This is a genomic window from Verticiella alkaliphila (assembly GCF_018904615.1).
GTDB lineage: Bacteria > Pseudomonadota > Gammaproteobacteria > Burkholderiales > Burkholderiaceae_B > Verticiella > Verticiella alkaliphila.
In genome coordinates this window covers 70,401-92,143 of sequence record NZ_JADCNH010000006.1, presented here as the reverse complement: position 1 = coordinate 92,143, position 21,743 = coordinate 70,401, and the positions used below count along the sequence as shown (strand labels likewise).

Genomic DNA, 21,743 nt, shown 5'->3' with positions numbered 1-21,743 from the left:
ACCGGGAGCGTCGAGCATGCCACCGCTAGACTCGCGTGGGCGGCGTCGGCGTCCATCTTGCGCGACCCGCTTCGCGGCACAGATGATGAGTCGGTGACTCAGCGCTGCTCGTCCTCATGCCATGGGTGCAGACCCCATGTGCTCCCGTCTCCCAACGATCAGTCCAATGCCGGCTCGTCCGGCGGTGCGCTTGGCCGTGCACGCCGGACACGGCCTGCCGCTGCGGTGACGATGCGATCGAGACGTGCCTGGGCGTCGTGACATTGCTGCTTCCAGGCGTCGACCTGCGTGCCCAGATCCGTATTGCGTTCCCGGAGCGCAGTCTGGATGGCCTCCGCGGATGCCTGGACGTCCCGGCAGCGGGCTTCCCACTGTTGAGCCGCGGCACGCGCGATGGCGAGCGCCTCGCGCGCCTCACCTGCGCCGGATTCGGCCGCGGCGCAGCGCGCCGTGAGCGTGGCCACCTGACCGGTCAGGCCTTGTCGTTCCTGCTCCCAGGCCTTGTGCGCACGCCGGGCGGCCTGACGCTCGCTGTCCAGTTCGGTCAGCCAGCGCCGTTCATGCGTGGCGTGTCGTTGCTCGGCCTGTGCCAGAGCATCCCGCTGCGCTTGCACGGCCTCCTGCATGGCGCGCTCGTGGCTGCGCTGTGCCTCACTCATCGCCGCTTGATGATGGGCCTGTTCGTCCTGCAACGCCTGGGCGGCGGTACGTTCGGCCGTCTGCGCGGCATCTCGCTGCGCCAAGGCCGTCTGCAGCGACGCCTCTGCCTGGCGCAACCGTGCCTCCAGCGCCCGTGCGCGGCCCTCGGCCGCCTCCGCCTGGGCGCGCGCCGCGCCCACGGCAGCCACAAGATCGGCTTCGCGTTGCCGCAGGCGCTCGGCGTCGCGGTGCAGGGCCTCGCGATCCTTGTCCAGCGCCGAGCGGGCAGTCGCCAGCGCGTCGTGTTGCTCTGTGAGCGCCGCCTGGGCGGCCTCTCGCGCGGCATCGTTCGCACTGCGCCAGACAGCCTGGAAAGCCTGCGCCACGGGCGCCGGCATCGCACCGCCCTCCTCTGCCGCGCCCCCCTCCCCCGCGAGCCGCGCCCCGAGCGTGCGGAACCAGGCCTTGAGGTGAGGGCCGACGGTATTGGGCGATCCGCGACCCAGATGAGCCCGCACGCGCTCGATGGTGGGCTGGTCGCCCGCGAGCAGCAGCGCATCGGCCGCTGACCACACATCCGTTGCCTGAATTCCGATGGCCATGCGCCGCTCCTGGGAGGAAAATCACGAAACCGATGTTTAGGTTGGATAACAGAAGATTATCCGACGTAAACGATATCAATGTGTACTATATAATACGTATCACGTATTTATCAATACATTCCTGTTGCGACCATGCCCTACCCGCCCGATTCGGACCCGACCCATCCACCGACGCCCGATGATTCGGCACACCCTGCCATCGACGGCGCGGCACCGGACTCGAACGGCCCTGATTCAGCGCCGCGTCGGCCGCACCCTGCCCCTGTCGTGCAGCGCCGCGCCGTTGCCCGGCCCGCGGCACGCAGCACAGCACTCTCCCTGGAGGTGCTCGGCGACAGCGAGGCCTCGCTGCGTGCGCTGGTGCGCGAAGGCAGCGCGGACAACACCGTCGCCGCCTATCAGGCGGCCATGCGCTATTGGGAAGCCTGGTACGGCATGCGTTACGGTGGCGCCCTGCCCTGGCCCGTGCCTGAAACCGTCGTGCTGCAGTTCGTGGCCGACCACGTCGAGCACCAGAGCGCGCGCGGCATGATCCACGACCTGCCCAAGGCCATCGACGAGGCGCTGGTCGCCTGCGGTGCCAAGCGCGCCGTCGGACCCTACCGGCTGACGACGGTCATGCACCGCGTCGCCGTGCTGTCCGAAGCCCATGAAAGCCAGGGACTGGCCAACCCCTGCCACGGCCGCGCCGTGCGCACTGTGCTTGCCAAGACGCGCAGCGCCTACGCCCGCCGCGGCGAGCGTCCGGTGCGCAAGGAGGCCCTCACGCGCGAGCCGCTGGAGCAGTTGCTCGACACCTGTGACGACTCTCTGATCGGCTTGCGCGATCGTGCCCTGCTCCTCTTTGCCTGGGCCAGCGGCGGCCGCCGGCGCTCGGAAGTCGTTCGCGCCACCTGCGAGAACACGCGTCGCACGCCGGAGGGCTTTGTCTACAGCCTGAGCTATGGCAAGAACAATCAGGAGGGCCGCGACCGCGCCAACATGCACAAGCCCATCGTCGGCCGGGCGGCCGAGGCGCTGCAGGCTTGGCTGGACGCCGCAGGCATCCGCGACGGCGCGCTCTTTCGGCGTGTACGTCGTGGCGGCAACGTCGGCGAGGCGCTCGGCGCCGAGGCCGTGCGGCGAATCGTGCAGGCCCGCGCGCTGGCCGCCGGCCTGGACGGGGATTTCGGTGCCCACAGCCTGCGCTCTGGATTCGTCACCGAAGCGGGCCGTCAGGGGGTGCCGCTGGCCGAGGTGATGGCGATGACGGGGCACGTCAGCGTGGCCACTGCGATGCACTATCACCAGGCCGGTGCGGTGAGCGGTTGGCGCGGCGGGCGTCTTCTCGACGAGCCGGCCGCAGCGCACGGACGTGCGCGTTCAGGCCTGCAAGATCCGCGAGCGGTTGACGACGAGTAGGACGACACCCACGTCGACGACCGCCGCCATCCACATCGCGTTTGCGCGCACTCCATCTGGCGAGGGCGCGTAGCGCCGTGTACAGCCATCCGGGCACGTCGTGTGCAGAGCGGGCACTGTAACCAGGAGCGTCAGACAGTGCTTGCGGTGGCACGGGCCCCGAAGCGTGTCTGCAGTCATCGACGTGAGAATCATCGTGACCCGCATGCGCGGGATGGTGGACAGGTTGCACCCGTGCGGATCAGGGCTGGCAGGCAGCCATGGCATTGCTGCAAAACGGGCAGGAACACACAGGGCACACCCTGTATCTACGCCGGGGTCAACCCTGCAAGATCCAGGGTTGCTCATCCCAACGGCTAGGTCTACGCCTACCGCGCTTAGACCATTTTATTGTCCATACGACGCATCCGACGGATCGGACGTTGACATATCATCTGACCCATTACATCTTCATACCGGCACGGCCAGCATTTCCGGGAGTTATGGGTGGTTTTGCTTAAGCAGTGTAACTTGTTGTACCCGGATTTCGCCATGCGGACATAATACTTGCGGCGATGCCCGCGGTGTCCGATTCCTGGACGTAGGCCAACGCGCCCGCGCCAGGGATTGGTCACCCGGCAACTCGCCTCTGCTTAGGGGTGGCGCATGACCAAAGTCGTACTCGTCGAGGCACATCCATTGATACGCCTCGGCCTGCATCAACTGCTGGGTGCCATGGCGGGAAGCTGGGATGTCATGGCCCTGGATGCGCGGTCCATCAGCGAATTCGCTTACCTGGACTGCGATGTGGAGTTGGTCATCCTCGGCATGGCACCAGAGCCGGCACAAAGCTGGCAGACCCTGGCCGAGGTCGAGCGCATCCTGCATCCGCGCCGCACGCTGTTGCTGTCCGAGCCGGCCGCGGCCTGGCAGCCGCCCGCCGGCATGCAGTACGCCAGCGTCTACGGCTGTATTTCCCGGACCGCGCCCGTCGAGGTGGTCGAAGCCGCGATCCGTCTGGGGATGGCCGGCGAACACGTCGTGGCGCAACGCACCGCTGTCACCCCGCAGAGCAAGTCTGCCACGCCGTGGCCGGCTCCCCCCGAGCCCAATCGGTGGCAGCCGCCGCCGGTGCACTTGAACGGCGCCGAGCCGGAACTCGAATCCGAGCCGCCTGTGGCGGTGGCGCCCGTTGTACCGACGCGCACGGCCCTCGATCCCGTGGCCGGCGCTCAGCTCCTGAACGTCACGCCGCGCCAGTACGAAGTGTTGACGCTGCTTGCCCGAGGCTACCCGATCAAGACCGTGAGCCGGATGCTCAACATCTCGACGGCGACGGCCAAGGCGCACGCCTCGACCCTGTATCAACGTCTGCGCGTGAACAGCAAGGGCGAAGCGGTTTACGCCGCACGGCAACGAGGCGTGTTCTTCGACTGATCGGCCACCCGGCCTACCCGGGTTTAGACCGTACGTCCAATGGGCGCTCGCCCGTAAAAGGCGTGCAATGGTGTCAAGCGTTACCAATTCCGGTACCGCTACGCGCGAGGTCCGCGACCGGCCTCACGCCACCTGGCACAGGACGTTTCCATGCACTCGACCGCCAAAGCCGCTCAGGCCCGCTCCCAGCCCACGCTCTACGGTGCCGAGGGCATCCGCGGATTCTGGCCCGCAGACCTGCACCCCAACTTCGCTCGCAGCCTCGGCCAGGCCCTGGGACACTGGGTCCGCGCCCAGGGGGAGACGGCCATCATGGTGGGCCGAGACATGCGGCTGTCGAGCGTGCAACTGAGCGCCGCCCTGCAGTCGGGCGTGCGCGAGGCGGGCGTGAAGGTCTACGACGCTGGCATGTGCAGTGCCCCAGTGCTCTACTTCGGGGCCCGTCTTCTGGAATGCCCTGTCACCGTTCGCGTCGGCGCGGCACACGACCTGGCTGAACGCAATGGCGTCGAAATCGCGCACGACGGCAGCCTGCTCGACGCCGCGCAGTGGACGGCAGTGCGCGAGCGCATGAGTCATCCGGCGCCGAATGCGCCCACGCCCGCCGGCGCCTACGCGCCCGTGGCCTTGCAAGCCTGCTACATCGCACGCCTCCTGTGCGACATCCCGTCGCTTGCCGGTCTTCGCGTGGTGATCGACGCGGGCAACGGCACGGCAGGGCTCACGGCGCCGGCGCTCTTTCGGGCGTTGGGCTGCGAAGTGACCGAACTCTTCTGTGACCCGGACGAGACGTTCCCGCAACACTTGCCCGACCCCACCGATCCGCGCAATCTGCAGGACCTCACCTACTGCCTGCGGTATGCCAACGCCGACCTCGGTCTGGCCTTCGATGCGGACGCGCGCCGTGTGGTGGCCGTGACGCCGAGTGGACAGATCATTGGCGTGGATCAACAGCTGGTGCTCTTCGCACGGGACCTGCTCAAGGACAACCCCGGTGCGCGCATCCTGAGCGACACGCAGAACAGCCGGCGCGTCACGGCCGCCGTGGAGGATGCGGGCGGACAGTCGATCGCCGCCGCCGGCGGACGGGCCGGAATGCGCGAGCGCATGCAGGCGGTCGGCGCCGCGATCGCGGGCGATGCGGCCGGGCACGTGTGCTTCACCGATCGCTGGTTCGGCGCGCCCGACGCGCTCTACACCGCGGCGCGTCTGCTCGAGATCGCCTCGCGCACGAACGACACCGCCGCCGTGCTCGAAGCGCTGCCGCGCGCGTATGCAACGCCCGAACTCCAAGCCGATACCGGCGCCTCGGATCCGCTCAACGTCCTGCAGTCGCTCGCGAGCCAGGGGCAGTTCACCGGCTCGAGCCAGGCGGTCGATGCGACGGGCCTGCGGGTGGAATACGCCGATGGTGTGGGCGTCGCGCGCAGCGCCGACAGTCTTGCCGGGCTCGTCTTCCGGTTCGAGGCAGACACCCCACAGGCGCTCGTGCGCATCCAGAGCACTTTCCGCCGTCAACTGCGCCGCGTGGCGCCCCGTGTCCAGGTGCCTTTCTGATCATGGCTTCCTCTGTCTTCGGAACCGACGGCGTGCGCGGCACTGTCGGTGGCCCGCGCATTCATGCCGCTTTCGCCCTGCACCTGGGCTATGCCGCGGGTCGCGTGCTGGCGCGCGAAGCCGGCGGGCGCGCCGGCAGCCGCCCGACCGTCCTGATCGGCAAGGACACCCGGGTGTCCGGCTATATGCTGGAGTCTGCCTTGCAGGCGGGTTTCTCGGCCGCGGGTGTGGACGTGGTGCTCGCAGGGCCGTTGCCGACGCCCGCCGTGGCCTATCTCGTGCGGGCACAGCGCCTGACCGCCGGGGTCGTGATCAGTGCATCGCACAACCCCTTTCCCGACAACGGCATCAAGTTCTTCTCGGCGCAGGGCACGAAACTGCCCGACGCCACGGAGGCCGCGATCGACGCGGCCCTGGTCGACCCGCCCGGCTGTGTCCCGTCGCACCAGCTGGGCCGAGCGCGGCGCCTGGATGATGCCGCGGGCCGCTATGTGGAGTTCTGCAAGAGTACGTTCCCGACGCGGCTGGACCTGAACGGCATGCACATCGTGGTCGATGCCGCGCATGGCGCGGCCTATCACGTGGCTCCCGACATCTTTCGCGAACTCGGTGCGCGCGTCACGACGATCGGGTGCGAGCCCGATGGTTTCAACATCAACGAGAACGCTGGGTCCATGTACCCACAAGCGTTGGCGGATGCGGTGCGCGGCAGCGGGGCCGACCTTGGCGTGGCGCTCGATGGCGATGCAGACCGGTTGATCATGGCCGACAGCAGCGGCCGCATCTACAACGGAGATGAACTCCTCTATGCCATCGTGCGTGAGCGAGCACAGCATGCGACGGTGGACGGGGTGGTCGGCACGCTCATGTCCAACCTCGGCCTGGAGCGCCGCCTCCAGACGCTGGGCATCGGCTTTGCCCGCGCCGCCGTGGGGGACCGCTACGTGCTGGAACGCATGCAGGCACTGGGCTGGCACTACGGCGGAGAAACCTCCGGACATTTGCTCTGCCTGGATCGGCACACGACCGGCGACGGCCTGGTGGCAGCCCTGCAGGTGCTGAGCGCGCTGCGCCAGTCCGGCCTCGGGCTCGCGCAATGGGTGTCCGATCTCACACTGTATCCGCAGCACATGGTCAATGTACCGCTCGATCCGGGTACGCCCTGGGAGCAGCACGCCGGGCTGACGCGGGCGCGGGCCGACGTCGCGCGGCAACTGGGCGATCGGGGCCGCATCGTGATTCGCGCGTCCGGCACCGAGCCCAAGCTGCGTCTGATGGTCGAGGCCGAGGACGCGAGTCTCGCCCACAGCTGCGTCCAAGAGCTCGCCCACGCCGTCATGGCGCGCGGCTGATTCGCGCCGGCACCATGATGCCGGCGCCCTCCCTACTCCATTGAATCTAATCCCACGTGCGCCCGAGGCACGCGTGGGTCACCGTCAGTTGGTGTCGCCCGTGCGTGCCACGCTATCGCCCGGCAGCAGGTTGACGCCCCGCCGCGTGGCGAGCTGAATGGCTTCCTGGCAGTTGGTCACATCCAGGCGGCGATACATGGAGGACGCATGCGCTTTGACGGTCGCCTCGGAAATGCCCAATGCGCGGCCGACGGCCTTGAGCGACATGCCATGCGCGCGCAATACCAGAATCTCGAATTGACGCGGGGTGATGCGCAGTTCGCGCGAGCCTTGCGCGATCAGGCGCGGCCCGGGCAACAGCGTCGCCGGAGCCACCGGGGCAGGCTCGACGGACACGACGCCTTGCTCGGCGTGGGGCGTGTCCGGGAAACACCGCCCGCCAGCGAGGATCAGCTTGACGGCGGCTTCGACCAGGTCGGACGGCGCCGAGCGCCGAATGCGCCCGGCCACGCTGGCATGGCGCACCAGCGGGACGCGCAGCTCATCCGTCAGTAGCAGGATGTGTCGAGGCGCCGTGAGGGCGATCATGCGATCAAGCAGGAGCTGATCGTTCCTGTCGTCGCCGCTCAGGCCGAACAACAGGATCTGGACGGACAGCGAGGTCAGCGGCCCACCGGTGGGTCGAGCAACTCGGGATCGTAGGTGTGGATCTCGCCAATGCTGCTGATGGCTCCGAGAATGCGAGCCAATCCCAGACGCAGCAAGGGTTGCGGATCCATCAAGGCCGCGGCGAACATGAGGGGGCTGGCTCCCGTACTGGCCCTCGGTGGCGGCGTTCTGCGCCTGCTCGGGACCGACGATTGGTAACAGCCCTACATTAGAGGAAGTGACGTCACCCGGCATCGGCAAGATGGCGTAGGCGGGGGCAATGCGCTGGATTAGGCCCGCGAGCGCCCCAGCAGAGGCTCGCCGCCGCGCCGGTACAACAGGATACTGTCGATCCAGCCCATGAGGGTCATCAAGCCGGCCACGGCGTAGAGGTAACCTGCATGCGTCGACATCGCTTCCAGCAACGGCGCTTCGCTGGTGTGCGCAATAAAAGGCACTACGCCTCCGGCCACCAGCGCCAGAAAGGCTGCTGCCAGCGTCCAGCCGACGCCAGCCAACCACCATCGTTTGCGTTGCACCGCTTGCATGTCGTTCCCCGCGCGCCGAGCATGATTTCGCGCCGCAGGTGAGAACTATAACCCGCTACCGCCTTCTGGCGTAGTCCATCTGCAGCGTTGTAGCCACCCAAGGGGTTTTCCTAAGATGCCTCCCACGGGTCGCGATCTCTCGATGGACTCCCTCTACAGGCTGGTGCGATGAACCGACACGCTTCCCCTTTGTCCCGTGCAATGCTGCCAACGCTGCTGGCGGCCGGACTTTGCCTGGGCCACGCTGCGCACGCGCAGCCTTCGTCCCGCGATGCCGTGCGCAACGAGGTCGATGCTGCCCGCGCCGCGGGTGCCGCGGGGCTGGCGCTGGACATCGCCTCACGCCAGCGCAGCGCGTTCAGCGAGCTCGAGTTCGCTCGCCTGCGGCACGCGGCCCTCGCCCAGCGCTTGCGCTGGGCGCAGGACGAAATGCGTGAAAGCATTGCCCGCACCCGGACGCGGGATCTGGATGCAGCGCTGGGCGAAGGATGGCAGCTCCTGGACAGTCTGCCGGCCACGGGAGACTTCGCACCGCTGCGCATGCAGGTCACCTACGACATGATCTTCGGCCTGGCGCTGCGGGGTCGCGCCAGTTCGGCCACGCAGCTCTTCGAATCGCTTGGCAAGCAGATGGATGCCTACCCGCCCTACGTGCTTGTCGCCGCGGGCGATGCCTACGAATTCCAGGAGCGGCTGGATTCCGCCATTGCCGCCTATGAGACGGCGCTGCGCATCTCGGGCCCGGGCGACGTGGACGAAGTCGGTGTGCGCGAGAAGCTCTTCTACGCCTACCTGGACCGGGGCCGACCCGAGGAGGCTGGCGAGAACCTGGAGCGTATCGAGCGCGCCTCGCCCGCCCTCGTCGAGCTCGCGCCGAACCCGGAAACGCCGAACGCAGACTTCGAGCGTGCCAACCGAATGAAGGCACAATACCTTCTGTACACCGGCCGCACCTCCCAGGGCATCATCGCGGTGGACGCCCTGCGCCATGACGCGCCGTTCAGCACGGGTCTGCGCAATGCCGCTGCCGATGCCCGCATGAGCGATGGCCATCCCGAGCAGGCCCGGGAAGCCTTCCGCATCGCGACCCAGGAACAGCCGAACGACACCGAAGCGCTCATCGGGCTTGCCCGCTCATCCCTCACGTTGCGAGACATTCGCACGGCCAAGGAGATCAGCACAGCGCTTTCCGAGCGGCTGCCCGAATCCAGTGCGGTGCGCAATCTGCGCCGCGACGTGGACGTGTACGAATCGCCGCTGCTCGTCATGGAAGGCGCCGCTTCGCGTGGGCCGAGCGATGGCAGCATCGTCGCCGGCAAGGAGTGGTCGCTCGACACCAAGCTCTACTCCGCACCGATCGCCAACGACTTTCGCGTGTTCGCGCACCAGTTCACCGGACAGGCCAACATCGAGGACCAGAATCGCTCGCGCATCCGCAATGGCGTGGGCGTGGACTACCGGCGCGACCGCGTCGAGGCCTCGGCGGAGATCCACCGCTCCACCGGCATGGGCGCACGTACGGGCGTGAGTGGTGACATCCACTTCTATCCGGCCGACACCTGGCGGCTGACGGCGGGGTTCGACACGGACAGCAACGACCTGCCCTGGCGCGCGTACTGGAACGGCGTGCATGGCTGGACGGGCACGGTGGGCGTGCGCTATCAGCCCAATGCGCGCCGCTACCTGGATGCCACCTACAAGCGGGATGACTACAGCGACGGCAACGTGCGCCAGTCCGCCGGGCTCACCTGGTTCGAGACGCTCTATGAATCGCCGCGCCATGCGGTCTCGGGCTGGGCCTCGGTCACGACCTCGCGCAACAGTCTGACGGACGTGCCCTACTTCAGCCCGAGCCACGACGCCACCGCGCAGTTGACCGCGATGTACGAGTGGCGGCCCTGGCGCGATGGCCAGAAGGCCTTCCGTCAACGCGTGTACGGCACCGTGGGCGGCTACCGCCAGGCTGGCTTCAGCACCGAGCCGCTGTGGGAGATCCGCCTGGAGCAGGTGTGGGATCTGCCACGCCACACCACCATCACCTATGGCATCGGCTATGGCCGGCGCAGCTACGACGGTCAACCCGAGAACCGGGCCTCCGCCTACTTCAGCCTCAACGTACCTTTCTGACGCCATGCCACGCCTCCCGCGCTTCCTGTCCGTCCTTCTGCTCTGGACGAGCGTTGTCCTGGGTGCACAGGCCGCCTCGCTCGCGGCCCTGGACACGACACCGCCGCCTGACCCGGACGACGGCCTCACCTTCCGGGTGCTCTGTCTGCACGATGTGCGGGACGGGTTGCGCGCGTCCTTTCGCGACCATCCGGACGCCTACGCGATCGACACCCGCGCCCTGGTCGACATGTTCGAGTGGCTTCGTACGCACGACTACCATCCCGTGAGCCTGGCGCAGGTCGAGGCCGCGCGCAGCGGCGGCCCGCGGCTGCCCCCGCGGGCGATCCTGCTCACGTTCGACGACGGGCTGGCCAGTCACTACACCAAGGTCTTTCCCCTGCTCCAGCGCTTTCAGTACCCGGCGGTGTTCGCGCTGGTGACGAGCTGGGTGGAGCTGCCGCCCGCGCAGGCCGTCAAGCTCGGGCCTAAGCTCACCGTGCCGCGCGACACGTTCCTCAATTGGGATCAGGTCCGCGAGATGTCGCAATCGCCGCTGGTGGAGTTCATCTCGCACTCGCACGATCTGCACCACGGCATCCTGGCCAATCCGCAAGGCAACGAGCGCCCCGCGGCGGCCACCCGGCTCTACCTGCCCAAGGAGAACCGCTATGAGACGGACGACGAATTCCGCGCCCGGCTGCGCGGGGACCTGGCCGAGAGCATCCGGCTCATCACGCAGCACACCGGCAAGACCCCGCATGCGATCGCCTGGCCGTATGGCGCGCAGAATCGCGATTCGGACGCTGTCGCCGAATCCCTGGGTTTGACCACCATGCTCACTCTGCGCACGGGGCCGAACACCCCGGACGTGCCGCTCTCGCAGGTTCGTCGTTCGCTGGTCGATTACCAGACATCGGTTGGCAAGCTCGCGGCGCTGATCAACCAACCTACCTGGAAGAACGAGAAGCCCGCGCCCGTGCAACGCATCGTGCAGGTCGATCTGGACTATGTCTACGATCCAGATCCGGAGCAGCAGGAGCGCAATCTCTCGCGACTCATCGACCGCATCAAGGATCTGCAGCCCAGCGCCGTGTACCTGCAGGCCTTTGCCGATCCGGACGGCTCGGGCAACATCACCTCGCTGTATTTCCCGAACCGGCACATGCCGATGCGCGCGGATCTCTTTAACCGCGTGTCCTGGCAGCTGCGCACCCGGGCCAACGTCAGCGTCTACGCGTGGATGCCTGTGCTCACTTTCACGCTGCCGCAAGGCCATCCCATGCAGGGGCGTGTCGTGCAGTCCACGCGTTCTGCTGGCGAACGCGGCCTGGGTAGCCCCACACGTCTGTCCCCGTTCGATCCGGGCGTGCGCCAGGTGGTCGATGATATCTATGAAGACCTGGCCAAGTCGTCCTGGTTCGAAGGCCTGCTGTTTCATGACGATGCCGTGCTGGACGACACGGAGGACGTGAGTCCGGCCGCGCTTGCGACCTATGCGAGCTGGGGGTTGCCCGCCGACGTCGCCGCCATCAAGGCAGATCCCGCGGCGCACGACCGGTGGGTCCGGGGCAAGACACGCTTTCTGATTGACTTCACTCAGGAGATCACGCGCACCGTGGAGGCCTACCAGCGTGGCGAAGTGATGCGGCGTGCGCGCAACCTCTACGCCCGGCCCGTGATGGACCCGGCTGCCGAGAAGGACTTCTCGCAGAACCTGCCGGACTTCCTCGCCAATTACGACTATGTCGCCCTCATGGCCATGCCGCGCATGGAGGACGCCGCACATCCGCAGCGCTGGCTGCGGGCCCTGGCTGATCGCGTAAAGGCGATGGGCGGACTGGGCCGGACGATCTTCGAGCTGCAGAGCGTGGATTGGCGCAACGGACAACCCGTCGACAGTCACGAATTGCTCGCCGAGATGAATCTGTTGCGCAGCGCAGGCGCGGTGCACTACGGCTACTACCCGGATGACTTCGTCGCGGATCACCCGAACATCGAGGTGCTGCGTGAGGCGATGTCGCTCATGTCCACGTTGCAGGTGCGGCGCATGACCCCCGAACAGCAGGAAAGCCGCGAGCGTGTGCTCCAGGCTCAACAACAGCCCTGACGCGGAAAAAGTCGAGATCATGGAGCCCAATGTCCATTTCGGGGTGACGAGTTTCGTCTTCTACTACCCCTTCTTCATGTCGTACCTGTGGATCATCGGCGGGCTGCTGCACTACTTTCTCTTCGAGAAGGGACGCGAGCTGCACGACACCCAACTCCCCAGCCAACCCCGCGTGGCCGTGGTAGTGCCTTGTTACAACGAGGGCGAGAACGTGCGCGAGGTGATCGCGCACCTGCACACGCTGCGCTATGCGAACTACCACGTCATCGCCGTCAACGACGGCAGCCGGGACGACACGGGTGCGCTGCTCAACGCCCTGGCGGACGAGTATCCGGACATGCTCGTGGTGCACCAGCACCGCAACGAGGGCAAGGCAATCGGCCTGAACACCGCCGCCCAGCTGACCGACGCGGAGTACCTCCTGTGCATCGACGGCGATTCCCTGCCGGACCCGGACAGCATCACCTACATGCTGTCGCACTTCCTGAACGACCGGCGCATCGGCGCGGTGACGGGCAACCCGCGCATCCGCAATCGATCGACCATGCTGGGCCGCATGCAGGTGGGCGAGTTCTCATCGATCATCGGCCTCATCAAGCGCACGCAGCAACTCTACGGCCGCCTCATGACGGTGTCGGGCGTGATGGCCATGTTCCGCCAGCGCGCCCTGCGCGACGTGGGGTACTGGAGCCCGGAGATGCTCACCGAGGACATCGACGTCAGCTGGAAGCTGCAGATCGGCGGCTGGCTGATTCGCTACGAGCCGCGCGCACTCACGTGGATCCTCATGCCCGAGACCTTCAAGGGCCTCTTCAAACAGCGGCTGCGCTGGGCGAAGGGCGGCATCCAGACCGCGGTCAAGTACGCCCCCAAGCTGCTGCATCCGCGCCATGCGCTCATGTGGCCGATCTTCGCCGAGTTCTGGCTGAGCGTGATCTGGGCGCACAGCCTGATGCTGCTGATCGTGCTCGCGCTCGTCGGCCTCGCGATCCCGCTGCCGGACGGCTGGCGCTACGACATCATCCCGCGATGGCACGGCACGCTGCTCTTTCTGACCTGCCTGGCTCAGTTGCTGGCCGGGGTGATCATCGATCACAAGTATGACTACCGCATCTTCCGTTACTTCACGGACACGGTGTGGTATCCGGTGGCGTTCTGGGTCATTGGCATGATCACGACAGTGATTGCCCTGCCCCAGGTCGTCTTCAAGCGCACCGCCGGACGCGCACGCTGGGTGAGCCCTGACCGAGGAGTCAAGTATGAGAAGCCTGATCATTGATGCAAGCGCGGCCCCCTTCAGCGACTTCATGCGTCGCTATGGGCGCACGGACGGCATGCTCTACGCCGTTTGGTACCGCGTGGCGCGGCCCGCCATGGTGATCCTGATGTGGGTGCTGTTCGGGCTCTACGTGCACCATTCGCTGGTGACCGTGGGCGGCACGGCAGCCGAGATCGCCGAACTCATCGTGTACGTGGGCGTCGTGGCGAGCATGGCGGCTCTGCTCGTGAGCTGGATGATCATCGGCGGCTTTCACAGCTGGATCCGGTTGCGCGACATGGCCGAGACCCAGGCGCTGTACGAAGGCGACGCCCCATTGAACGTCGCAGACTGGCCGGTGCCTGAGCAGACGCAGCGCGTCCTCGTCGTGCACGACGATCTTGGCCGCATCGTGGCCGTCGAGCCCTGGCAGGCGACCGATGCCGAGCCTGATCCGGTGCTGGAGATCGTGCACGATGGCCTTCCGACCGTGCCGTCCTACCTCATGCGGCGCACGGGCTGAACGCGCGACACGATTGCACACAGCCTGTCACGGCGGGGCGTGAGACGATGCGGGCTTGTTGGCCCCGGCAGGGACCGGCGGCCTGCCACACGTTGGCGTAGCCGCTGGCGGATGCTCGGGGCGTCCACTCGGAGATGTGACGTGACGCGAGGCAACGTGCCGAATCCCCCCTGGCGGGGTCCCCTGGCCGCGACGCTGGCCGCCCTTGCGGTCGTGGCGGCGAGTCCGGCTCAGGCTGACGGCCCCTTTCCCGACATGCTGACCAGCGCGGATCGTGACCGCCTGTCGATGTTCGACCCGATCCGCCGGGACATCCTGGCCTACGTGGGCCAGCATGCGAGCCGACTGGACCGGGAAGAGCTCAATCACGTGCTCTCGGGCTCTGCCACCGATCTCGCGCCCGCCGATATGGCAGGCGACTGGCGCTGCCGCTCGATCCAGATGTGGCGCGACCCGGGGCTGCCGATCGTGATCTACGGGGACTTTCGCTGCCGCATCACCGATGATGGCGCGGGCTTGCGCCTGGAGAAGCTGACGGGCTCGCAACGCACGGGCGGCACGTTCTATGACGTGGGCGAGACACGTCTGGGCTACGCCGGCGCGCAGGCGCTGGGTAACGAGAAGACCATCCCTCGCTATGGCGCGAAGCGCGAGCGCAATCAGGCCGGTTATCTGATGCCGATCTCGCGCGATCGCATGCGCCTGGAATTCCCGCGGCCGACGAACGCGGAATTCGAGATCCTCGAACTGCGCCGCTGAGCCCGGGATCGACGCCGCTGGGGCCTGGCGCAGATCGCCGACCGTGCCTTGCGGCATGCCTGTTGCGCTCCGCGCGGAGTCGGGATCCATGACGGGGCGAAGGTAGCCCTTGAGTCTCCCTGACACGAGCCCTGCCGCGCTACCATATCGGCTTCTGCCTGCCTCACCTTTCGGACCCGCCATGAGCGCTCCCTCCCTGCCCGGCCTGGGCACTCCTCTTCTGCCCGGCGCATTGCGCGTCATGCTGCTGGGCGCCGGCGAACTCGGCAAGGAGGTCGTCATCGCCCTGCAGCGTCTGGGCGTCGAAGTCATCGCTGTCGACCGCTACGCCGATGCACCCGCTCAGCAGGTGGCCCACCGCGCCCACGTCGTGGACATGACGGACCCGGCGGCCCTGCGCGCCGTGATCGAGGCCGAAGCGCCGCACATCGTCGTACCCGAGATCGAGGCGATCGCCACGGATCTGCTCGTCGCCATGGAAGCCGCCGGCCAGATCCGGGTCACGCCCACCGCCCGCGCAGCCCAGCTCACGATGAATCGTGAGGGCATCCGCCGGCTTGCCGCCGAAACCCTCGGCCTGCCCACCTCGCCCTATCAGTTCGCCGACACGGAAGACGCCCTGCGCGCTGCCGTCACGGGCGGCATCGGCTTTCCCTGCCTGGTCAAGCCCGTCATGTCCTCCTCGGGCAAGGGCCAGTCGCTCTTGCGCAGCGAGGCCGATATCGCGCCGGCGTGGGCCTACGCCCAGGCGGGCGGGCGTGCTGGTGCTGGCCGTGTGATTGTCGAAGGCTTCATCCAGTTCGACTACGAGATCACGCTGCTCACGGTGCGAGCCCTGGGCGCGGACGGCAGCGTGCGCACCCATTTCTGCGATCCGATCGGCCATCGCCAGGTGGACGGCGATTACGTGGAGAGCTGGCAACCGCAGCGCATGTCCACGGCGGCGCTCGTGCGTGCGCGGGAGATCGCAGCCAAGGTCACGGGCAACCTGGGCGGCCTGGGCGTCTTCGGGGTCGAACTCTTCGTGGCGGGCGATCAGGTCTGGTTCTCGGAAGTCAGCCCGCGACCGCACGACACTGGCATGGTCACCCTGGTCACGCAGGCGCAGAGCGAATTCGCCCTGCATGCCCGCGCCCTGCTGGGCCTGCCGGTCGATACGCGCATGCGGGAGCCGGGTGCGAGTGCCGTCATCTACGGGAGCGTCGACGCCGAGGCGGTTGCGTTCGACGGCGTGGCCACTGCTTTGTCCGAGCCTGGCACGGAAGTTCGCCTCTTCGGCAAGCCGCGCAGCTTCGTCAAGCGCCGCATGGGCGTGGCGCTCGCCGTCGATGGTGACGTCGACAGCGCGCGCGCCAAGGCCAAGCGCGCGGCCGAGGCCGTGACGGTCCGAGTGCGCCCGAGCACAGGCCTCGCCTGATGGCGGGCACGGCGATTTTCTGGTTCCGGCGCGATCTGCGCCTGGCGGACAACACCGGCTTGCTACGCGCGCTGGCCGAAGCCGCGTCCGTGCAGCCGGTCTTCGTCTTCGACACCACCATCCTGGCGGGGCTGCCCCGCCAGGATCGCCGCGTGGATTTCATCCACCGGAGTCTGCAGGCACTGCACGAGACGTTGCAGACATGCGGCGGGGGTTTGCGCGTGGTGCACGGCGACCCCGTTCGCGAGCTGCCGGCGCTCGCCAGGGCCCTCAAGGCCGATGTCGTCTATTGCAACGACGACTACGAGCCTGCCGCCGTGGCCCGCGACGCTGCCGTCGAGTCCGCGTTGAACGCCATGGACGTGCGCTTCGAACGCAGCAAGGACGCCGTGGTGTTCGCCCGCGACGAGGTGCTGACCCAGCAGCGCAAGCCCTACACGGTATTCACGCCGTACCGCAAGGCGTGGTTCGCCCGCCTGAAGGCAGAGCCACTCGCCGATCTGGACACCTTGAGGGCAGAGCCGCTGGCAGCCTTGCACAAGCGGCTCGCGCCGTCGCGTGGCGGTCAACTGCCGAGCCTGGCGGATCTCGGTTTCGAGACGACCGATCTGGACGCCCTGGGCGTCGTCGCCGGGACCACCGGGGCAGAGGCTGCGCTGCAGCAGTTCCTGCAACACGCCATCGGCGAATACCCCACCGACCGTGACATCCCTGGCACGGAGGGCACGTCTCGCCTGTCGCTGCACAACCGCTTCGGCACCCTGTCGATCCGCCGACTCGTGGCCGAGGCGCAGGCGCACGCGCACGACCATCCTCGCCATGCCGAGGCCTGCACGACCTGGATCAGCGAGCTCGCGTGGCGCGACTTCTTCTTCCAGATCCTGCATCACCATCCGCATGTGGCCGAAGGACCGTTCAAGACGGTCTACGAGCATCTCGCGTGGGAGAACGACGACGCCCTCTTCGCCGCCTGGTGCGAGGGACGGACGGGCTACCCCATCGTGGACGCCGCCATGCGCCAGCTCGTCGAGACGGGCTTCATGCACAACCGGCTTCGCATGGTGGCGGCCTCCTTCCTCACCAAGGATCTGCTCATCGACTGGCGCCGTGGCGAGGCGTTCTTCGCCTTGCACCTGCTCGACTACGAGCTTGCCTGCAACAACGGCAACTGGCAGTGGGCGGCATCCACGGGGTGCGACCCGCAACCCTACTTCCGGGTCTTCAACCCGGCGCGCCAGAGCGAACGCTTCGACCCGGAAGCGCGCTTCATCCACGCCTATCTGCCGGCCCTGCGTGCCGTGCCGGCGGACTACCTCCATGAGCCGGCCAAGCATGCCAAGGTGCTGGCCCGGCACGGTGTGGTCCTGGGCAAGGACTATCCCGAGCCCGTCGTGGAGCACGCCGAGCGGGCGCGCCGTGCCGTGCGCCTCTTCGAGCTCGCCCGCCAGAGCGCCGAGTAGCCGAGCGCCGGCCTCATCGCCGATGAGCAGGATTCGCGGGTGGCCCAGCAGGATGTGCCACCCGCGCTTGCCCCTGACCCGCTGTTGCCACAGGGCACGCCCTTTGCCTTGATCCTTCGCACGCGCCGCGCACGTTGCCGCGGCAGGCTTCGGAGGAACAGCATGAAAGCCTTGTGTTGGCACGGCAAGCAGGATATTCGGTGGGACACCGTCCCGGACCCCATCCTCGAGCATCCCCGAGATGCCATCCTGAAAGTGTCGAGCTGCGCGATCTGCGGCTCCGACCTGCATCTCTTCGGCGGCTTCATGCCCAGCATGAAGTGCGGCGACGTGATGGGTCACGAGTTCATGGGTGAAGTCGTCGAGACAGGCAAGGAGACCGGCGACCTGAAGGTCGGCGATCGGGTCGTCATCCCCTTCACCATCACCTGCGGGGAGTGCGACCAGTGCCGTCGCGGCTTCTTCGCGGCGTGCGAACGCAGCAACCGCAATCGGGACATGGCCGCCAAGGTGTTCGGTCACACCACGGCAGGTCTCTTCGGGTACTCGCACCTCACCGGCGGGTATGCAGGCGGGCAGGCCGAGTATGTGCGCGTGCCCTTTGCGGATCACACGCATGTCAAGGTGCCCAAGGACATCCCCGACGAACAGGCCCTGTTCCTCGGCGACATCCTGCCCACGGGGTGGCAGGCAGCCGTGCAGTGCGACATCGAACCCACGGATACGGTCGCCATCTGGGGCGCGGGCCCCGTTGGCCAGATGGCGTTGCGCAGCGCCGTGCTGTTGGGTGCCAGGCAAGTCATCATGATCGATCATCTGCCTGACCGGCTTTCCATGGCGCGCGCCGGCGGTGCCATCACGATCAACTTCGATGAGGAGAGCGTGCTCGAGCGGCTTTGGGACCTGACCGCGGGCAAGGGGCCGGAGAAGTGCATCGACGCAGTCGGCATGGAGTCGCATGCGGCACGTTCGCTCGACTCGCTGGTCGACCGTGCCAAGCAAGCCATGTGGCTCGAGAGTGATCGTCCGCACGTGCTGCGCGAAATGATCTATGTGTGCCGGGCCGGCGGTGTCCTGTCGATCCCTGGCGTCTACGGCGGACTGATCGACAAGCTGCCCATGGGCGCCTCCATGAACAAGGGGCTCACATGGCGCATGGGACAGACGCACGTCAAGCGATGGACGGACGACCTCGTCAAGCGCATCCTCGACAAGCAGATTGATCCCTCCTTTGTCATCACCCACACCAAGCCCCTGCAAGAGGGCCCTGACATGTACCGGACATTCCGCGCCAAGGAAGATGGCTGCGTGAAGGTCGTGCTCAAGCCCTGAGGAGAATCCATGGAACGACAAACCATCGTGCGAAAAGCCGGGCGGCGTGTGCAGCGCTCCGGAGAGAGCGTGGCACACGGCGCGGCGTGGTTCAGCATTGCACTGGGCGTGGTGGAGCTGGTGGCGCCACACGCCGTCGCGCGGGTGGCGGGCCTTCGCCCCGGCAGCTCCCATGTCGTGCGGCTGTGCGGCATTCGCGAGATCGCCACGGGCATTGGCCTCTTGCGTGCGCGCAATGCGGCGCCCTGGCTGTGGGGCCGCGTGGCCGGCGACCTGCTCGACGCCGGCATCGTGGCCAAGCTCGCCGACAAGCACAGCGTGGCGCCGGTTGCCAAGGCCGTGAGCGCGGTCGCCGCTGTCGGCGCCATCATGAGTGTCGATGCCTTCACGGCTCACCATTACAAGCAGCCTGCCCGTGGCGTGGCCCCGTGGGAAGACTACAGCGATCGCAGTGGATTTCCTGGCGGCGTCGATGCCGCGCGGGGCGCAGCCAGCGATGCGCCTGTGCCAGCGGACACGCGCACACCGCCCGCCTTGCGGCCTTGGGAGGACGACAAATCGCCGACGCTCGCTGACGCCGCCCGTCTCGGTGACGCGCCGCCTCGGCCAGGGAATACGCCACCCAAGTCGCCGGCTGATCGCCCGGAAGGCGGCTCGCCGCCGCCTGCCAAGCCGGGCGACGGCGTGGCATCTGCGGCGACGTCGAAGGCCTGACGCCATCGGGGCGGCCGCGCGGCGGCGCGGTCAGTCTGCGCATGAGAAGAGGGACGGCCTCGGCCGTCCCTCTTCTCATGCTGCCAACGCGATCATTTCTTCTTGACGGGTGGCAGATCCGTGCAGTGGCCGTCCGCGGCCTCCGCCGCCAGGCCGATCGATTCACCCAGCGTCGGGTGCGGGTGGATGGTCTTGCCGATGTCCACGCTGTCCGCGCCCATCTCGATGGCCAGGGCCACTTCGCCGATGAGATCGCCGGCATGCGTGCCGACGATGCCGCCACCCACGATGCGGCCGGTGGCCTCATCGAAGAGCAGCTTCGTGAAGCCTTCGTCACGGCCGTTGGCGATGGCACGGCCCGAGGCGTTCCACGGCATCACGCCCTTCTTCACCTTCACGCCCTGCTTCTTGGCGTCGTCTTCCGTCAGGCCCACCCACGCGATCTCCGGATCCGTATAGGCCACGGACGGGATCACGCGCGCATCGAAGTGGCTCTTCTCGCCGGCGGCGGCTTCCGCGGCCACATGGGCTTCGTGCACGGCCTTGTGCGCCAACATGGGCTGGCCCACGATGTCGCCGATGGCGAAGATGTGCGGCACATTCGTGCGCATCTGCGAGTCGACCTCGATGAAGCCGCGCTCGGTCACCGTCACGCCTGCTTTGTCGGCATCGATACGCTTGCCGTTGGGCGCACGGCCCACGGCCTGCAGCACCAGGTCGTAACGCTGCGGTTCCTTCGGGGCGCCCTCGCCTTCGAAGGTCACGTAGATGCCATCCTCGCGGGCCTCGGCACCCACCGTCTTGGTCTTGAGCAGGATGTTGTCGAAGCGCGGGGCGTTCAGCTTCTGCCAGACCTTGACCAGGTCACGATCGGCGCCCGGCATCAGGCCATCGAGCATCTCGACCACGTCCAGACGCGCGCCCAGTGTGGAATACACCGTGCCCATTTCGAGCCCGATGATGCCGCCGCCGATGATGAGCATCTTCTTGGGCAGGCTGCGCAGTTGCAGCGCGCCCGTGGAATCGACGATGCGATCGTCTTCCGGCAGGAACGGCAGCTTCACCGACTGGCTGCCGGCGGCGATGATGGCGTTGCGAAACGCGACGATCTTGCCGTCCTTGCCCGTGACCGCCAAGTGGTTGGGGCCGACGAACTTGCCCTCGCCCTGCAGCACGGTGACCTTGCGCATCTTGGCCATGGCCGCGAGGCCGCCCGTGAGCTTGCCGATCACGCCGTCCTTGAAGCTGCGCAGCTTGTCCAGATCGATGGTGGGCTCGCCGAAGCTCACGCCGTGCGCGGCCTGGGCACGCGCTTCATCGATCACGGCAGCCGTGTGCAGCAGCGCCTTGGACGGGATGCAGCCCACGTTCAGGCACACGCCACCCAGGGTGGCATAGCGTTCCACCAGCACCACGTTCAGGCCGAGGTCGGCCGCGCGGAATGCGGCCGAGTAGCCGCCGGGGCCCGCGCCCAGCACGAGCACGTCGCACTCGATGTCGGCCTTGCCCTCGTACGCCGCGGCCGCCGGGGCCGGAGCTGCGCTCGAGGTGGCGGGCGCTGGCTTGGCAGGCTCGGCCGGCGCCTTGGGCGCGGCCGCCGCCTTGTCTTCGGTCGGCTTGGCGGCAGCCTGGCTGTCGCCTTCGCTCGCGGCGCCTTCGGCGGCGGGCTCGAGCTGCAGCAGCACGCTGCCCTGCTTGACCTTGTCGCCCACCTTCACGCTGAGCGCCTTGACTAGGCCGCCCTGCGACGCGGGAATCTCCATGGAAGCCTTGTCGGATTCCACCGTGACGAGGCTTTGCTCGGCCTCGATGGTGTCGCCGACGGCCACCAGGACTTCGATGACTTCGACTTCGTCGAAATCACCGATATCGGGAACCTTGATCTCTACGGTATTGGCCAT

Annotated in this window: 18 protein-coding genes; 13 read left to right on the top strand and 5 right to left on the bottom strand. The window is 67.4% G+C overall.

Annotated features, from left to right (window positions below):
* Window positions 1-158 precede the first annotated feature (158 nt).
* Entirely contained in the window at window positions 159-1,241 is a 1,083-nt protein-coding gene (locus tag IMZ29_RS06525; RefSeq protein WP_216181858.1) for a DNA-binding protein, read from the bottom strand.
* 357 nt (window positions 1,242-1,598) lie between these two features.
* Between IMZ29_RS06525 and IMZ29_RS06520 the strand changes: the two genes are divergently transcribed.
* The 4 genes from IMZ29_RS06520 to glmM all read left to right on the top strand — a co-directional run bounded on the left by IMZ29_RS06520 (window position 1,599) and on the right by glmM (window position 6,967).
* Complete coding sequence (locus IMZ29_RS06520; RefSeq protein ID WP_253206922.1) at window positions 1,599-2,642, top strand: site-specific integrase; 1,044 nt, start codon at window positions 1,599-1,601, stop codon at window positions 2,640-2,642.
* A 645-nt stretch (window positions 2,643-3,287) separates the two neighbouring features.
* Complete coding sequence (locus IMZ29_RS06515; RefSeq protein WP_216181852.1) at window positions 3,288-4,058, top strand: helix-turn-helix transcriptional regulator; 771 nt, start codon at window positions 3,288-3,290, stop codon at window positions 4,056-4,058.
* Window positions 4,059-4,208: 150 nt separating this feature from the next.
* Window positions 4,209-5,615 carry a phosphomannomutase/phosphoglucomutase gene (locus tag IMZ29_RS06510; RefSeq protein ID WP_216181849.1) on the top strand — a complete coding sequence of 469 codons (1,407 nt, stop codon included), beginning with the start codon at window positions 4,209-4,211 and terminating at the stop codon, window positions 5,613-5,615.
* Between the two features lie 2 nt (window positions 5,616-5,617).
* Entirely contained in the window at window positions 5,618-6,967 is a 1,350-nt protein-coding gene (gene glmM, locus IMZ29_RS06505; protein WP_216181846.1) for a phosphoglucosamine mutase, read from the top strand.
* 84 nt (window positions 6,968-7,051) lie between these two features.
* On the opposite strand, the gene IMZ29_RS06500 is transcribed toward glmM, so the two are convergent.
* From IMZ29_RS06500 to IMZ29_RS06495, 3 genes are all read right to left on the bottom strand, one after another.
* Window positions 7,052-7,606: a helix-turn-helix transcriptional regulator gene (locus IMZ29_RS06500; RefSeq protein WP_216181843.1), complete on the bottom strand. Its 555-nt coding sequence runs from the start codon at window positions 7,604-7,606 to the stop codon at window positions 7,052-7,054.
* A gap of 23 nt (window positions 7,607-7,629) precedes the next feature.
* Window positions 7,630-7,764 (bottom strand): hypothetical protein, encoded by a 135-nt coding sequence (locus IMZ29_RS23060; RefSeq protein ID WP_256445159.1) that lies wholly within the window; start codon window positions 7,762-7,764, stop codon window positions 7,630-7,632.
* A gap of 141 nt (window positions 7,765-7,905) precedes the next feature.
* Window positions 7,906-8,163, bottom strand: a complete 258-nt coding sequence (locus IMZ29_RS06495; protein ID WP_216181841.1) for a hypothetical protein — start codon at window positions 8,161-8,163, stop codon at window positions 7,906-7,908.
* 201 nt (window positions 8,164-8,364) lie between these two features.
* Between IMZ29_RS06495 and pgaA the strand changes: the two genes are divergently transcribed.
* From pgaA to IMZ29_RS06450, 9 genes are all read left to right on the top strand, one after another.
* Window positions 8,365-10,290 (top strand): poly-beta-1,6 N-acetyl-D-glucosamine export porin PgaA, encoded by a 1,926-nt coding sequence (pgaA, locus tag IMZ29_RS06490; RefSeq protein WP_253206911.1) that lies wholly within the window; start codon window positions 8,365-8,367, stop codon window positions 10,288-10,290.
* Between the two features lie 4 nt (window positions 10,291-10,294).
* Window positions 10,295-12,379 (top strand): poly-beta-1,6-N-acetyl-D-glucosamine N-deacetylase PgaB, encoded by a 2,085-nt coding sequence (pgaB, locus tag IMZ29_RS06485; protein ID WP_216181837.1) that lies wholly within the window; start codon window positions 10,295-10,297, stop codon window positions 12,377-12,379.
* 19 nt (window positions 12,380-12,398) lie between these two features.
* Window positions 12,399-13,658, top strand: a complete 1,260-nt coding sequence (gene pgaC, locus IMZ29_RS06480) for a poly-beta-1,6-N-acetyl-D-glucosamine synthase (protein WP_216181835.1) — start codon at window positions 12,399-12,401, stop codon at window positions 13,656-13,658.
* Entirely contained in the window at window positions 13,639-14,160 is a 522-nt protein-coding gene (locus tag IMZ29_RS06475; RefSeq protein ID WP_216181833.1) for a PgaD family protein, read from the top strand. Before pgaC ends, IMZ29_RS06475 begins: the two co-directional genes overlap by 20 nt.
* Before the next feature lie 141 nt (window positions 14,161-14,301).
* A complete protein-coding gene (locus IMZ29_RS06470; protein WP_216181831.1) occupies window positions 14,302-14,919 on the top strand; it encodes a DUF4893 domain-containing protein in 618 nt (205 codons plus the stop codon).
* Window positions 14,920-15,100: 181 nt separating this feature from the next.
* The gene (gene purT, locus IMZ29_RS06465) at window positions 15,101-16,336 is read left to right on the top strand and encodes a formate-dependent phosphoribosylglycinamide formyltransferase (RefSeq protein WP_216181828.1); all 1,236 of its coding nucleotides are present in this window, start codon (window positions 15,101-15,103) and stop codon (window positions 16,334-16,336) included.
* Window positions 16,336-17,796: a cryptochrome/photolyase family protein gene (locus tag IMZ29_RS06460; protein WP_216181826.1), complete on the top strand. Its 1,461-nt coding sequence runs from the start codon at window positions 16,336-16,338 to the stop codon at window positions 17,794-17,796. The genes purT and IMZ29_RS06460 overlap by 1 nt, the downstream gene beginning before the upstream one ends.
* A gap of 162 nt (window positions 17,797-17,958) precedes the next feature.
* Window positions 17,959-19,128 carry a zinc-dependent alcohol dehydrogenase gene (locus IMZ29_RS06455; protein WP_216181823.1) on the top strand — a complete coding sequence of 390 codons (1,170 nt, stop codon included), beginning with the start codon at window positions 17,959-17,961 and terminating at the stop codon, window positions 19,126-19,128.
* A 9-nt stretch (window positions 19,129-19,137) separates the two neighbouring features.
* Window positions 19,138-19,842 carry a PDZ domain-containing protein gene (locus tag IMZ29_RS06450; RefSeq protein WP_216181819.1) on the top strand — a complete coding sequence of 235 codons (705 nt, stop codon included), beginning with the start codon at window positions 19,138-19,140 and terminating at the stop codon, window positions 19,840-19,842.
* 92 nt (window positions 19,843-19,934) lie between these two features.
* On the opposite strand, the gene lpdA is transcribed toward IMZ29_RS06450, so the two are convergent.
* A complete protein-coding gene (gene lpdA / locus IMZ29_RS06445; RefSeq protein WP_216181817.1) occupies window positions 19,935-21,743 on the bottom strand; it encodes a dihydrolipoyl dehydrogenase in 1,809 nt (602 codons plus the stop codon).

Bases quoted from the DNA above. Each gene is read 5' to 3' on its own strand.
- IMZ29_RS06525 (WP_216181858.1), bottom strand. From the start codon at position 1,241: ATGGCCATCGGAATTCAGGCAACGGATGTGTGGTCAGCGGCCGATGCG.
- IMZ29_RS06515 (WP_216181852.1), top strand. From the start codon at position 3,288: ATGACCAAAGTCGTACTCGTCGAGGCACATCCATTGATACGCCTCGGC.
- IMZ29_RS06510 (WP_216181849.1), top strand. From the start codon at position 4,209: ATGCACTCGACCGCCAAAGCCGCTCAGGCCCGCTCCCAGCCCACGCTC.
- glmM (WP_216181846.1), top strand. From the start codon at position 5,618: ATGGCTTCCTCTGTCTTCGGAACCGACGGCGTGCGCGGCACTGTCGGT.
- IMZ29_RS23060 (WP_256445159.1), bottom strand. From the start codon at position 7,764: ATGTTCGCCGCGGCCTTGATGGATCCGCAACCCTTGCTGCGTCTGGGA.
- IMZ29_RS06495 (WP_216181841.1), bottom strand. From the start codon at position 8,163: ATGCAAGCGGTGCAACGCAAACGATGGTGGTTGGCTGGCGTCGGCTGG.
- pgaA (WP_253206911.1), top strand. From the start codon at position 8,365: ATGCTGCCAACGCTGCTGGCGGCCGGACTTTGCCTGGGCCACGCTGCG.
- pgaB (WP_216181837.1), top strand. From the start codon at position 10,295: ATGCCACGCCTCCCGCGCTTCCTGTCCGTCCTTCTGCTCTGGACGAGC.
- pgaC (WP_216181835.1), top strand. From the start codon at position 12,399: ATGGAGCCCAATGTCCATTTCGGGGTGACGAGTTTCGTCTTCTACTAC.
- IMZ29_RS06475 (WP_216181833.1), top strand. From the start codon at position 13,639: ATGAGAAGCCTGATCATTGATGCAAGCGCGGCCCCCTTCAGCGACTTC.
- purT (WP_216181828.1), top strand. From the start codon at position 15,101: ATGAGCGCTCCCTCCCTGCCCGGCCTGGGCACTCCTCTTCTGCCCGGC.
- IMZ29_RS06460 (WP_216181826.1), top strand. From the start codon at position 16,336: ATGGCGGGCACGGCGATTTTCTGGTTCCGGCGCGATCTGCGCCTGGCG.
- IMZ29_RS06455 (WP_216181823.1), top strand. From the start codon at position 17,959: ATGAAAGCCTTGTGTTGGCACGGCAAGCAGGATATTCGGTGGGACACC.
- IMZ29_RS06450 (WP_216181819.1), top strand. From the start codon at position 19,138: ATGGAACGACAAACCATCGTGCGAAAAGCCGGGCGGCGTGTGCAGCGC.
- lpdA (WP_216181817.1), bottom strand. From the start codon at position 21,743: ATGGCCAATACCGTAGAGATCAAGGTTCCCGATATCGGTGATTTCGAC.